Below are 12,501 nucleotides of genomic sequence, written 5' to 3' on the forward strand. Positions count from 1 at the left end.
GATTGGCTTGCGCCACACGGTGCGCTCGCCCCGACGCGCACCGCTGCTACTGCGTCTTACGGGCCCGCGACTTGGTCTTCCGTGGCGGCTTGTCGTACCCCTCCACCTCGCGCAGGTTGATCGCGTATGCGGCCAGCGCGTCAATCACCGAGGGGATGTCCGCGGTCTCCGGCTGCACATCGACGCGCAGTCCGAATTCGGTCGCGGTGGCCGCGGTCGCCGGACCGATGCATGCCACAACCGTGCGAGCATGCGGCTTACCCGCGATACCGACCAGGTTACGGACGGTCGAGCTCGACGTGAAGCACACGGCGTCGAAGCCGCCGCCCTTGATCGACTCGCGGATATGCGCGGCAGGCGGTGCGGCGCGCACCGTGCGGTAGGCCGTCACGTCCTCGATCTCCCAGCCGCGCTCCTTCAGCCCCTCGGCGAGAGTTTCGGTCGCGATGTCTGCACGCGGCAACAAGATCTTGTCGATGGGGTCGAGCACATCGTCGTACGGCGGGAACACCTCAAGCAGGCCGAGGCTGGATTGTTCACCGTCGGGCAGTAGTTCGGGAGTGACCCCGAAGGCCTGGACGGCGGCTGCGGTCGAGGCGCCAACGCACGCAATCTTGACGCCGGCGAACGCGCGCGCATCCAACCCGAATTCCTGGAACTTCTCCCACACGGCCTTGACCGCGTTCGTCGAAGTAAACACGATCCACGAGTACCGGCCGTTGACCAGACCCTTGATCGCACGTTCCATCTGCGCCGGGGTCCGCGGCGGCTCGACCGCTATCGTCGGTACCTCGATCGGAATCGCGCCGTGCTCGGCGAGCATCTCGCTCATATCGGCGGCCTGATCCTTGGTGCGCGGCACCAGGACCCGCCAGCCGTACAACGCGCGCTTCTCCCACCAAGCGAACTTGTCGGCCTGCGTGACACCGGCTCCGACGGTCAATTGGGCCGGCCCTTCGAGGGCCTTCACCTCTGGATTACTGCCGACCAGGTCACCCAGTACCCCAGAGACCGTCTTCTGCTGCAGCGAGGTCCCGTTCACGGTCACGGCCGCGGGCGTGTTGTCGGCTAGGCCGGCCTCGATCAACGCCTTCGCGATCGCCTTGACATCGGCGAGGTCGAACGACGCCAGCAGAGTCCCGCCGGGGGTAATGAGGTTCGACAACGAGGTGCCGGCGGTGAACCCGCGAAGGTCGGTCGAGGTGACCGGACCGACGGTGGGGATCCCGGCGTACGAGGCGATCACGGAGCGAGCCGAAGCGGCAGCGAGCACCTGATATGGAACGGCTGAGCGGCTGACCGCGGTGATTTCTTTGACCATGCGGTCGCTGGCGAGTATGTCGCCGGTCGCTACCCGGGCGATCCGCTTGCCCGTCTTCGCATCAGCGACAAGCTGCTTGGCGACGGTCGCTGGGACCTCATCGGTCTCGATGACCTCGCCGACCGCAAGCACGCGCACCTCCTCGGGTACGTCGCTGTCGACGATCAACTCGTCGGCTTCCTGAATCGCCTCGATCGCCCGGCCGGTCAACAGGTTGGCATCGGCGGGACCGCATCCGACGAACTGGATCCGGCCACCGGTTTTACGTGCCCGCGTCATCGCGTGCTCCCCATAAGTTCCGTGGCGCCGTCCTCGAGCATCAAGCGGGCAAGCCGCTGTCCGAGTCCGGCAGCATCTGTGAGTGATCCGACGGCCGACTGGCGGATGGCATCGCTGCCATCGTGCGCAGTGACGGACGCGCGGAGTGATAGTTCGAGACCAGCCTCGGCCTCCACTACCTCGGCGAGGGCTCCCACCGGCGATGAGCAACCGGCTTCGAGCTCGGCGAGCAATGCTCGCTCAGCCTCGACGCAGAGACGACTGTAGTGATGATCGAGCCCTCGCACCAAATCGAGAACGTCGCTGTTGTCAGAGACACACTCCACGGCCAACGCGCCCTGACCGGGTGCGGGCAACATTTGAATGGGGTCCAGGAACTCGGTGACGCGCTCGCGCCAGCCAAGCCGGCTCAATCCGGCAGCGGCCAAGATCACCGCGTCAAGCTCGCCGTCTTTGACCCTCGCGGCACGCGATTCGACATTGCCACGGATCGGCACAACCTCCAGCCCGAGACCTAGCGCCAGCAATTGCGCGCCACGACGCAACGAACCGGTGCCGACCTTCGAGCCGGGCGGTAACTCGGCGAGCGTGAGCCCGTCGCGCGCGATCAGCGCGTCGCGCGGGTCGACCCGCGGCGGAATCGCCGCCACGACGAGACCCGCGGCCTCGGCGGTCGGTAGGTCCTTGAGCGAGTGGACGGCGAAATCAACGTTGCCGGCCAGCAGTTCATCGCGCAGGGCCGACGTGAATACGCCTTGACCGCCGAGCGTGTGCAACGGTGCGCTGGTGACGTCGCCCTGCGTGGTCACGGTAACGAGTTCAACTTCGCGTCCGGTTGCGGCGGTCAGCGCATCGGCGACATGCTGCGACTGGCCCTTCGCGAGCGCACTGCGCCGCGTACCGAGCCGTAAGGGCACCACACTCATCCGGGAGTTCCGTTCGTCAGGTTTCTCGCGGATACGCCAACGCCGCTGGCGGCGGCATCCCGGGTCGGCGGCTCCCCCAGTTCGAATAACGCTCGTAACGCTTCGGCGTACGCCTCACCGTTGGGTGTTCCGGCGCTCTCACGTACCCGCACCTGCGGGGCATGCAGCATTTTGTCGACGACTCGCTCGACGGCGTACTCAATTTCGGACATCGCTCGGGCGTCAACATCGGGAATCCGGTGACGCAGCCGATCGAGTTCGGAGTCGATCACTTCCTTGGCCCGCGCTCGCAACGCGGCGATGGTCGGCGCGACTGAGGCGCTGCGCTGCCGCGCGACGAACGCGGCAACTTCCTCAGCGATCACGTCATCGGCGCGGGCACCGTCGACGGCTAGCTCGAGGCTCTGGGCGCGTTCACGGATCTTCTCCATCCCGATATAGGAGATGTTGGCCAATTCGGCGGCCGCGACGGTGACGTTCTTCGGCAGCGCGAGATCGACCAGGACCGTCGCCCCGGCCGCACGGGCCAACTCTTCGGTGACGAAGCCCGGTGAGGAGCCCATAGCAGTCACAACGACGTCGGCCCGGCCCAAGGCGGCGCCGAGGTCCTCGGTCGCCTCGCCGTCAAATCGCTCGGCGAGGGCCTCAGCTTTCTCCACCGATCGGTTCACGATCTGTAACTGACTCACGCCCTGATCGCGCAGCGCACCGGCTGCCAGGGTGGCCATCGCGCCGGCGCCAACCACCAGCGCGGACTTGCCGCTGAGTCCGCCGGCGGCACTACCTGCCGCGTCGACACCGACTGATGCGATATTGCGCCCGACTTCGTGCATCCCAAGATCGGAATGCACCCGCTTACCGACCCGCAGTGCGTGTTGCGACAGCGCATGCAATTGCCGGCCCACGGCCTCACGGTCAGTGGCGTCGAGGTAGGCGGTACGCAACTGTCCCAGGATCTGGGGTTCACCCACGATCATTGAGTCGAGGCCGCTGGCCACACGCATCATGTGCTCGATCGCGTCCTCGTCGTACGACACCTGGAGGTACTTCGCGAGTTCGTCAGCGGAGGTGTCCAGACGATCGGAGAGCCATTCGACCACGGCGTCCAGGCCGGGGTGGAACTTCTCGACGTTGGTATAGAGCTCGACGCGGTTGCAGGTCGAGAGAATCATCGCTTCGGTGACCTGCTCGTGCGCGAGCACCCGAGCGAGAGTGTTGTCCAGCTCCGCGGGCGTGACCGCCGCACGTTCGAGAATGTCGAGCGGCGTATGCCGATGCGTCAGTCCCACGACGAGAAAGCTCATGATGCACCTTTCGTGGACGGCGAATTGAGCCTGAGATTGAAAGCCAGAATCTGCAATTCGCTGGCTAGGTCGACGCGGCGTACCTCGACCCCTTCCGGGGCCCGCAGCGTCGTTGGCGCGAACGAAAGAATTCCGGTGATACCGACACGCACGAGGGTGTCCAGCGCGTCCTGAGCGGCGTTCGCCGGCGTCGCAATGACACCGATGCTGGAGCGATACGTCTCGGCCTTGGCGATAAATTCGCTGATCGGGCGCACTTCAATGCCGGAAACGATCTCGCCGACGCGCTCCACGTCGAAGAGTCCGACAACGCTGAAACCGCGCGCCGGCAAACCTTGGTAACCGGCGAGCGCATGGCCGAGATTTCCGACGCCGATGATGACCACAGTGCGCGGTTCGCTGACCCCGAGAACCTCGCCGAGCCGGGTGCGCAACATGTCGACGTCATATCCGACGCCGCGGGTACCGACAGTGCCGGTGAAGGAGAGGTCACGCCGCAACATCGCCGGGTTAACGCCGCTGAGTTCGGCAAGTTCGTCGGAGTTGACGCTGTCGCGTTCAGCCAACTGGTCGATCATGCGCAGATAAAGTGACAGTCGACCCAACGTCGCTTCGGGGATGCGTCGACCGTCCGTCGTGCTGCGAACGAGGTTAGGCGTCCCGGCGGCAGTCGTCACAGAAAGTTCTCCACACATTTGCCGCACCGATGTGCGGTCCGGGTAAGCCTGGCCAGCGTACCCGCTTGTGCATTATTGCACAAAGTCAGTCTATGTGACCATTCTGCAGCGCCTGCAGTGCGGGACGCAACCGGTGCTCGTCGACGGTGTAGTACCCATGCTCCTTACCGTTGAGCAGTACCACCGGCACCCGATCGCCGTACTCGGCGCGCAACTCGGGATCGGAATCGATATCAACCTGACTCGCACGCAGCCCGTAATCGGGCAGGATCCGCGACAGTTCGCCCGCCGCCACCTCACAAAGGTGGCAGCCCTGACGGGTCATCAGCGTTACTTCGATCGGCACGCCAACACGATACGCGAGCGGGGGCGGCGCACGCGCCGCGATCGCTTTAGGGTGGTAGCGAGTGCCGCCCCGAGGAGGTTCTGATGCGTTTGCCATTCATGCGCAAGCCCACCGGCGCCGATGAGCACGCCCGAGCGCGCGCGGCGGGCACGGCTGCGGCCGCGGTAGCGGAGGTCGGAAGCGATACCGTGCCGACGTCGGACCCCCACGCCGCCGCATTTTTCGACGTCGACAACACCATGATGATGGGCGCGTCGATCTTCCACTTCGCCAAAGGCCTGGCGACGCGCAAGTTCTTCACCACGGCGGACATCGCGAGGATGGTCTACCAGCAAGCGAAGTTCCGGATGATCGGCGCGGAGAACACCGACGACATCCACTCGTCGCGCGATCGCGCACTCGCCTTCGTCAAGGACGTCGAGGTTGCGCGGATAAACGCGCTCGGCGAGGAGATCTACGACGAGGAAATGGCCCAGAAGATCTACTCCGGCACCCGCGCACTCGCCCAGATGCACCTGGACGCCGGGCAACGCGTGTGGTTGGTGACCGCTACCCCAGTCGAGTTGGCGACCGTGATCGCCGACCGGCTCGGGCTCACCGGGGCATTGGGCACGGTCGCCGAGCACGTTGATGGTAAATACACCGGCCGCCTCGTCGGGGAGATGATGCACGGCAGCGCGAAAGCTGAGGCCATCAGCGCGCTCGCCGACCGCGAGGGCCTCGATCTGAGCAGATGCACGGCGTACTCCGACTCAGTGAACGACCTGCCAATGCTGACGCTGGTCGGTCGAGCGGTCGCGGTCAATCCCGACCCGGACCTGCGCAAGGAGGCGATGGAACGCGGGTGGGAGATCCGCGACTATCGCACCGGACGCAAGGTCGTGAAGATCGGCGCATTGACCACGCTCGCCGGTACGGCGGCCGCGGCAGCCGCGATCGGGGGCGTTGCCGCATACCGCGCGTTGCGGCTGTACGCGCGGCGTAATGAACAGCCGGCGCCCACCACGACGATCAGAAGAATGTCCGATCGCGTTCGCGCAGCAGCGCATACAGCCTCGACTGAATCCGTTCGCGTACTCGGTCGGTGATCTCGAAGACCTCCATCGGGTCCTCGGCGGTGTGCACTCCCAGCTGCGCGGTCGGCATCGGCTCATCGACTTCAATGATCCATCTGCTCGGCAGCGGGATCAGCCCCAGTACGCCCAGCAGCGGGAACGTCGGCGTCACTGGGAAGTACGGCGCGCCGATGGCGCGAGCCAACGGCGCGATGTCCGCGATCATCGGGTATGCCTCCTCGGCGCCGACGATGGAGATCGGCACGATCGGCACCCCTGCCTTGATCGCGGTAGCGACAAATCCGCCACGCCCGAACCGCTGTAAGCGATAGCGCTGCGCATAACCCTTGCCGACGCCCTTGAACCCTTCGGGGAATACCCCGACGAGCTCACCGTCGCCGAGCAGTCGCTCGGCGTCCTCGGAACTCGCGAGCGTTCCGCCGGTTTTGCGGGCGAGGTCGCCGATGACCGGCAGACTGAATACGAAGTCAGCGGCCAGCGGCCGCAGGAACCGATGCGGGTCGGTATTGCGGTGGACGGCGTACTGCAGGATCACGCCGTCTAGCGCGATCGTGCCGGAGTGGTTCGCTACCAAGAGCGCCGGTCCGTCGACGGGAATGTTGTGCGCGCCGCGGAACTCGACGTGGAACCACTTGTCGTAAAGCAGCTTGACCAGCGGGTAGATGACCTGTTCGGTGAAGTCGCGGTCCAGCCCGGCTTCATCAAGATCACGCTCGCCGGTGATGCGGCGGCGGATGTATGCGACCAGACGCGCGAGGGCGCGTTCCACCTCGGGGTGCGCGCGGGCCAACTTCTCGGCGCCGTCGATCACCATCCCCAGCGCCGCGACGACCGGGTCTGGGCGCCCGGCGCTCATGAACGGCTCCGCAATGCCCCACGCAGTGCGCGCAACGGCAGCGTGGGGGTGATGGCACGACCGGCGACGTAGTCGTCGAATGTCTCAAGGGTCGAATAGGACGGCGTAAAGCCCAACTGCTCGCTGGCCAGTTCGGTCTGCATGGCGCGACCGTACCGGAGGTATCGGATCAGCTCCGGGGTGAAGTCCGAATAACCGAGCAGCCGTACCAGACGGCTCGCGACGGAGGCGGCCGGACCTGGAATCACCGGCAGTGATACCCGCCCGGCGCGCAGCACCGCCTGCGAGAGATACATGATGTCTGGCGCTGCGATATTGAACACGCCCGCGGCGTCGTCATCGTCGAGTCCGGCGCAGTGCACCAACGCTGCCACGCCGTCCTGCTCGTGCACGAACTGCAGTCGCGGGTCGAAGCCAATCAGCCGCGGCACGGCGGCCAACTCGAAATACGGCGCGAGCACCGAATCGACCTGCGGGCCGAGGAAGTTCGCGAATCGCAGCACAGTCGTCAGTACGTCGGGGCGGCGCCGCACGAAACCGCGCACATAACCTTCGACATCCTGCACGTCTTTGCCGTATCCGCCGGACAGGTACCGAGGTTGCATCTGCTCGGTAAACAGCACCGGATCTCGTGGACTGGCACCGTAGACGGCACCGGAAGATTTCACGATGAGCCGTCGTACGCCGCTGGAGTGCTGACAAGCCGCTAGCAGCCGCATGGTGCCCATCACGTTTGCCTCCTTCATGGAGGCACGCCCGCCGGAGGCGCTCGCGGAGGCATTGATATCGGTGTGGATAACCGTGTCAACGCCGGCGGAATCAATAACCTTGGCGATCAGCGGACTGCTGATGTCGGCGCGAACGAACTCGGCCCGACTGTGCGAGGACGCGAAATGGGGGTGCGGTGCGGTGATATCGACGCCGATAACCCGCTCGACACTCGCGTCTTGCGCGAGCACGCGCGCCGTCGCTCCACCGAGGAACCGGCTCACACCGGTGACGAGGACGACGCGCGAGGTCATCGTGGGCGCCTAGAAGCTACTACTTCTTATTGCGACGCTGTACGCGAGTGCGCTTGAGAAGCTTGCGATGCTTCTTCTTCGCCATCCGCTTACGGCGCTTCTTGATGACTGAACCCATGGAATTCCTTACCTACAACATTGGTGCGGCATCACCGCAGAAATGGCTGAGCCGGACAAGTCTACCTGCCCGGCTCAAACCTCGTTTCCAGACCCCATCACGCTGTCTCGATGAACGCCCCATCCAGATATTCATGAACGGCCTTCTCGGGCACCCGGAATGAGCGGCCGACGCGCACGGCGGGGAGTTCCCCGGAGTGCACAAGTCGGTACACGGTCATTTTCGACACCCGCATCATCGTGGCCACTTCGGCGACCGTCAGGAATTTCACCTGAGATACGCCGGAGGTGGACGATGTTTGGGTGGTCTTCTTCGACATAGATCACCATCGTCTTCCGGCACGCGTCGCCCGACGGCTTCCCCACCGACGCATGACACGCACGTGCTGTATGAACACTAGCGTGACCGGTGTTGCTGTGGCGATATGAGTTACCCCTGATTGGGCAACGTTTTCGTCACGGTGACCCGACACGCCGTGTTTGTTGCTGGACTACCCATTGTTCCCTAGTGAGACGGACCTGTCACGGGCAGCGGTGATCATCGCGGTGAAAAGGTCGCGGGCGCCGTTGTCCTCGAGCACCTGCAGACCGGCGGCGGTGGTGCCGCCCGGGGACGTGACGTCGGTGCGCAGAGTCTGTGCGTCCCGGCCACTGTCACGCAACATCGTCGCAGCGCCGTACGCCGTCTGCACGACAAGTTCGGTTGCGGTTGCCTTATCGAGCCCCAGCGTCTGCGCCCCATCTATCAGTGCCTCGACCAGGTAGAAAAAGTACGCCGGCCCGGAGCCCGAGACCGCGGTGACCGCATCCAGTTGGGACTCCTCAAGTTGCACGACCTTGCCGGCACCGGACAGGATCGTGCGGGCGTGCTGCAGGTGTTGCGGGCTCGCGGCGGCGCCCGGCGCGATCACCGACATACCCTCCCCCACCAACGCTGGGGTATTTGGCATGACCCGCACGACGGGGACGTTCGGCAGCGCTGCCTCGAACCGCGCGGCCGGCACCCCCGCGGCCACGGAGATGACCACGGCGTCGGGATCGATCACGCCCCGAAGTTCAGTAATCACCGCGTCGACGATCTGCGGCTTGACGGCCACGACGATGATGTCTGCCTGGGACGCCAATTCGGCGGTGCTAAGAGTGCGGACGTCGTACTGCTCACGCAAGTAGTCCGCGCGCTCAGCGACGGGCTCGGCGACGAGCACGGACGGCCCCGCGATGTCACCGCTACGCAGGACGCCGGCGATCAACGCCTCGGCCATATTGCCGCCGCCGATGAAGCCGAGAGTCTTTCCGTCAAGCATTCGTTGCATCCTTCAGTTAGGGCGATAGGCCACGATGTCGAGGGCGACATCGACAGTATTCTGCGCGATCTGCTCCGGGCTCAGTTCACCGTCCGCCGAATACCACTGCGCGGTCTGAAGACACATTCCAGCAACCGCGCCGACGGCCATGATCGGATGCCCGGTGTGGAATGCGCCTTGCTCGACGGCGAGGTCGACATCGCGCTGAATGTGTTCCTGCAGCTCTGCGCGCATCGTGATGAACCGCGCTCGGTTCGGCTCTTCCAACGAGCGCATCTCGGTGCTGCCGATCGCGGTGGGCTTCTGCCAGTAGATATGCGAGAGGGTCAGGGCGCGCACCTGGTTACAGAATCGCTGGACCGGGTCATCGCCGCCCGCCTCACGCGCAGCGGCGTTACGCCACTTGAGTTCCTCCATCACGCTGGTCAGCACCGCCATCAGCATCTCCTGCTTACCTGCGTGATGGTGATAGATACCGGCGACCGAGAGGCCGCAACGTCCCGCGATATCGCGCACTGTTGCGGCGTGGTAGCCCAATTCATTGAACGCGTCGACCGCGGCGCTGAGCACGGCATCCAGGTCGGGGCGACCGTACACCCGCCAATCGCGAGCGGGAGTCGTAGATGACATACGCGCACTGTACCGATCGCTCGTTAGGGCAAATGGCGCCGGGCGAACTGTAGGGCCTCATTGAGATCATCCATCCGCTCTGCTCGTTCAGCGGACCGAGTGCTGACCTCGACCACGACGTCACCGCGATAGCCCGGGCCAAGCGCCGCAAGCACCTCGGCACAGCGGCCAATCCCGCGACCGGGCACGAGGTGCTCATCGGTCGGCCCGCCGAGCCCATCGCCCAGGTGCACGTGCGCCAACCGCCCGCCCATCCGCGCGCGCATCTCCAGCGGATCGCTGCGCGAGACGACCGCGTGCGAGGTGTCCAACGTGTAGTGCCCAAACTGGTATTCGGCGACGTCCCAATGCGGCGCGTACGCCGATACCTCCCGATCACGCACACGCACCGGAAACATGTTCTCCACCGCGATCGTGACCGAGGACAGGCGCTCCAATTCACGAACTCCCGCGCGGAACTGCCGGGCGTACGCCGGCTGCCACCGAAACGGCGGGTGAATGACCACGGTTGAAGCCTGCACACGGCTGGCCAGCGTGACCGAACGGGCCAACTTGGGTCCGGGATCCGTGCCCCATACGCGCGCCGTCACCAGCAGACACGGCGCGTGTACCGAGCCAACCGGCAATTGCGCCTGATTTATCAGTTCGTTGATCGCGTCGGGGTCCTGACTGGCCGGGTCCGCCCAGATCATCACCTCGATCCCGTCGTACCCAAGCTCGGAAGCGATCTCAAACGCGGCGTCCAGCGGTTCAGGAAACACGGATGCGCTAGACAGCATCACCCGGGTTCGCTGCCGCCGCGCCACGGTTCATTCCCCGTCGCTGAGCATGTCGATCTGGCGCAGGATGACACCCTCGCGCAACGCCCACGGGCAGATCTCCACCCGCGGCACGTCCAGGTGACGCATCGCGGACTCTGCAACGATGGCACCGGCAAGCAACTGGTGTGCCCGCGCGCCACTCACGCCCTCGAGGTTCGCCAGATCGCGACTGGACATGTGCGAAATGAACATGATCAGTTGCCGCAGACCCGGTAGCGAAAGTTCGCGCTGTACCCGCAGGCCCTCAGAGGACGGTGCGGCGCCGGTCAAGCGGGCGAGCGATCGGAACGCTTTCGACGTCGCTACAACGCGGTGCGGCTCATCCACCTCGCGGAACGGCACGATCGCGCCAGTGATCATTTCGTCGACGTACCGGCGCAGCCGCGCGATCTCCGATTTCCCCGCAGGATCGCCCGCTAGCCATTCACGGGTCAGTCGCCCAGCGCCCAGCGGCAAGGACGCCGCGACCTCCGGCGTCTCGTCCATCCCGATACCGAGTTCCAGCGAACCGCCACCGATATCCATGCAGAGCATCTGGCCGGCGCTCCAGCCGTACCAGCGCCGAGCAGCAAGGAAGGTCAACCGCGCCTCATCCGCACCGGACAGCACCCGCAACTCCACGCCGGTCGCGGACAGCACGTTGTCGAGGACTTCCTTGGAGTTGTTCGCGTCCCGCACCGCACTGGTCGCGAATGGCAACAGACGATCACAACCCTGGTCCTCACTGATCGCCTTGGCCTCGGCCACGAACTCGATCAGGGATTGCTCACCGGCGCGAGTCAACTCACCGCTCTTGTTCAGCGACTCGACCAACCGCAGTTCAGCCTTGTGCTTAAAGATCGGAGTCGGGTGCGCACCATCATGGGCGTCCACGACTAACAGATGAACGGTGTTGGAGCCCACGTCGAGCACGCCAAGTCGCATTCCACAACGCTAACGCGCGCGTCGATGTGACCGAACAGGCGCCTACGCTAAGCAGCATGGACGCTGCCGACGCCGCCGACGATCGCCCGCGGGAAACCGGGCTCGACTTCGCTCGCGAGTGGATCGAATTCTTCGACCCGAACAACGACACGCATCTCATTCGTGCCGACCTCACCTGGCTCGGCTCGCGATGGACGTGCATTTTCGCCGCTGGCTGTCACGGGATCGACCGCACCAAACCAGACCTCGGTTGCTGCGTGCACGGCGCATTCTTCAGCGATGACGACGATCGCAAGCGGGTCAAGCAGTTCGTCAAATTGCTCACCCCCGAGGACTGGCACAATCACCCCGGCCGAAAGGTCACCGCCCGCGATTGGGTGGAGGAAGACGACCTGGACGGCGAGCCGCAGAAACGCACCCGCACCAAGGATGGCGTCTGCATATTCCAGAACCCGCCGGGCTCACCGATGGGTCTGGGGTGCGCATTACACGGCCTCGCGCTGCGAATCGGAAAACACCCACTCGAAACCAAACCCGACGTCTGCTGGCAACTACCGATCCGACGCGATCAGCAATGGCACACCCGTCCGGACGGCACCGAGATCCTGGTGACCAGCCTTGAGGAGTACGACCGGCGCGGTTGGGGTGCCGGTGGGCACGATCTCGACTGGTACTGCACCTCATCACCGGAAGCCCATGTCGGCAGCGAACCGGTTTACGTCACCTACGCCCCCGAACTGATCGCGCTGATCGGTGAGGACGCCTACGCCGAACTCGTCCGCCTCGCAGATGCCCGGATGAACGCCGGCCTCATCGCCGTCCACCCCGCGACAGCCGCGCAGGACGAGCAGTAGCCGTCTCGGCCGAAGAATTGCGAGTGCACAGCGAAGTCTGGTGC

Annotated in this window: 15 protein-coding genes; 2 read left to right on the forward strand and 13 right to left on the reverse strand. The window is 64.9% G+C overall.

From position 1 onward, the window contains the following. Positions 1-46: 46 nt before the first annotated feature. The 5 genes from E1H16_RS01505 to E1H16_RS01525 form a co-directional block, all read right to left on the reverse strand. Positions 47-1,600, reverse strand: coding sequence for a bifunctional uroporphyrinogen-III C-methyltransferase/uroporphyrinogen-III synthase (locus E1H16_RS01505; protein WP_134321919.1), 1,554 nt, complete (start codon positions 1,598-1,600; stop codon positions 47-49). Next, a complete protein-coding gene (gene hemC, locus E1H16_RS01510) occupies positions 1,597-2,526 on the reverse strand; it encodes a hydroxymethylbilane synthase (RefSeq protein ID WP_134321920.1) in 930 nt (309 codons plus the stop codon). Before hemC ends, E1H16_RS01505 begins: the two co-directional genes overlap by 4 nt. Next, positions 2,523-3,830 carry a glutamyl-tRNA reductase gene (locus E1H16_RS01515; protein WP_134321921.1) on the reverse strand — a complete coding sequence of 436 codons (1,308 nt, stop codon included), beginning with the start codon at positions 3,828-3,830 and terminating at the stop codon, positions 2,523-2,525. The genes hemC and E1H16_RS01515 overlap by 4 nt, the downstream gene beginning before the upstream one ends. Beyond that, a complete protein-coding gene (locus tag E1H16_RS01520; RefSeq protein WP_243837561.1) occupies positions 3,827-4,507 on the reverse strand; it encodes a redox-sensing transcriptional repressor Rex in 681 nt (226 codons plus the stop codon). The genes E1H16_RS01515 and E1H16_RS01520 overlap by 4 nt, the downstream gene beginning before the upstream one ends. An 85-nt stretch (positions 4,508-4,592) precedes the next feature. Beyond that, a complete protein-coding gene (locus tag E1H16_RS01525; protein WP_134321923.1) occupies positions 4,593-4,853 on the reverse strand; it encodes a glutaredoxin family protein in 261 nt (86 codons plus the stop codon). 83 nt (positions 4,854-4,936) lie between these two features. Between E1H16_RS01525 and E1H16_RS01530 the strand changes: the two genes are divergently transcribed. Further along, entirely contained in the window at positions 4,937-5,941 is a 1,005-nt protein-coding gene (locus E1H16_RS01530) for an HAD family hydrolase (RefSeq protein ID WP_134321924.1), read from the forward strand. Here the strand turns inward: E1H16_RS01530 and E1H16_RS01535 are convergent. From E1H16_RS01535 to E1H16_RS01570, 8 genes are all read right to left on the reverse strand, one after another. Continuing rightward, entirely contained in the window at positions 5,865-6,785 is a 921-nt protein-coding gene (locus E1H16_RS01535; RefSeq protein ID WP_134321925.1) for a lysophospholipid acyltransferase family protein, read from the reverse strand. The two genes, E1H16_RS01530 and E1H16_RS01535, sit on opposite strands and share 77 nt — an antisense overlap. Then, a complete protein-coding gene (locus E1H16_RS01540; protein ID WP_134321926.1) occupies positions 6,782-7,807 on the reverse strand; it encodes an NAD-dependent epimerase/dehydratase family protein in 1,026 nt (341 codons plus the stop codon). Before E1H16_RS01540 ends, E1H16_RS01535 begins: the two co-directional genes overlap by 4 nt. Before the next feature lie 19 nt (positions 7,808-7,826). Next, complete coding sequence (locus tag E1H16_RS01545) at positions 7,827-7,925, reverse strand: 30S ribosomal protein bS22 (protein WP_003948845.1); 99 nt, start codon at positions 7,923-7,925, stop codon at positions 7,827-7,829. A 97-nt stretch (positions 7,926-8,022) separates the two neighbouring features. Continuing rightward, complete coding sequence (locus E1H16_RS01550) at positions 8,023-8,244, reverse strand: helix-turn-helix domain-containing protein (protein ID WP_134321927.1); 222 nt, start codon at positions 8,242-8,244, stop codon at positions 8,023-8,025. Between the two features lie 171 nt (positions 8,245-8,415). After that, a complete protein-coding gene (gene proC, locus E1H16_RS01555; protein ID WP_134321928.1) occupies positions 8,416-9,228 on the reverse strand; it encodes a pyrroline-5-carboxylate reductase in 813 nt (270 codons plus the stop codon). 12 nt (positions 9,229-9,240) lie between these two features. Then, positions 9,241-9,858, reverse strand: a complete 618-nt coding sequence (locus E1H16_RS01560) for a TetR/AcrR family transcriptional regulator (RefSeq protein WP_134321929.1) — start codon at positions 9,856-9,858, stop codon at positions 9,241-9,243. A gap of 23 nt (positions 9,859-9,881) precedes the next feature. Beyond that, positions 9,882-10,619, reverse strand: coding sequence for a sugar phosphate isomerase/epimerase family protein (locus E1H16_RS01565; protein ID WP_243837563.1), 738 nt, complete (start codon positions 10,617-10,619; stop codon positions 9,882-9,884). A gap of 48 nt (positions 10,620-10,667) precedes the next feature. Next, the gene (locus E1H16_RS01570) at positions 10,668-11,603 is read right to left on the reverse strand and encodes a Ppx/GppA family phosphatase (protein WP_134321930.1); all 936 of its coding nucleotides are present in this window, start codon (positions 11,601-11,603) and stop codon (positions 10,668-10,670) included. 56 nt (positions 11,604-11,659) lie between these two features. Between E1H16_RS01570 and E1H16_RS01575 the strand changes: the two genes are divergently transcribed. Next, positions 11,660-12,457: a DUF3109 family protein gene (locus E1H16_RS01575; RefSeq protein WP_134321931.1), complete on the forward strand. Its 798-nt coding sequence runs from the start codon at positions 11,660-11,662 to the stop codon at positions 12,455-12,457. Positions 12,458-12,501: the final 44 nt, after the last annotated feature.

The organism is Cumulibacter soli, assembly GCF_004382795.1.
Taxonomy (GTDB): domain Bacteria; phylum Actinomycetota; class Actinomycetes; order Mycobacteriales; family Antricoccaceae; genus Cumulibacter; species Cumulibacter soli.

Coding starts and splice junctions, on each gene's coding strand:
- E1H16_RS01505 (WP_134321919.1), bottom strand. CDS start 1,600: ATGACGCGGGCACGTAAAACCGGTGGCCGGATCCAGTTCGTCGGATGC.
- hemC (WP_134321920.1), bottom strand. CDS start 2,526: ATGAGTGTGGTGCCCTTACGGCTCGGTACGCGGCGCAGTGCGCTCGCG.
- E1H16_RS01515 (WP_134321921.1), bottom strand. CDS start 3,830: ATGAGCTTTCTCGTCGTGGGACTGACGCATCGGCATACGCCGCTCGAC.
- E1H16_RS01530 (WP_134321924.1), top strand. CDS start 4,937: ATGCGTTTGCCATTCATGCGCAAGCCCACCGGCGCCGATGAGCACGCC.
- E1H16_RS01535 (WP_134321925.1), bottom strand. CDS start 6,785: ATGAGCGCCGGGCGCCCAGACCCGGTCGTCGCGGCGCTGGGGATGGTG.
- E1H16_RS01540 (WP_134321926.1), bottom strand. CDS start 7,807: ATGACCTCGCGCGTCGTCCTCGTCACCGGTGTGAGCCGGTTCCTCGGT.
- E1H16_RS01545 (WP_003948845.1), bottom strand. CDS start 7,925: ATGGGTTCAGTCATCAAGAAGCGCCGTAAGCGGATGGCGAAGAAGAAG.
- E1H16_RS01550 (WP_134321927.1), bottom strand. CDS start 8,244: ATGTCGAAGAAGACCACCCAAACATCGTCCACCTCCGGCGTATCTCAG.
- proC (WP_134321928.1), bottom strand. CDS start 9,228: ATGCTTGACGGAAAGACTCTCGGCTTCATCGGCGGCGGCAATATGGCC.
- E1H16_RS01560 (WP_134321929.1), bottom strand. CDS start 9,858: ATGTCATCTACGACTCCCGCTCGCGATTGGCGGGTGTACGGTCGCCCC.
- E1H16_RS01570 (WP_134321930.1), bottom strand. CDS start 11,603: ATGCGACTTGGCGTGCTCGACGTGGGCTCCAACACCGTTCATCTGTTA.
- E1H16_RS01575 (WP_134321931.1), top strand. CDS start 11,660: ATGGACGCTGCCGACGCCGCCGACGATCGCCCGCGGGAAACCGGGCTC.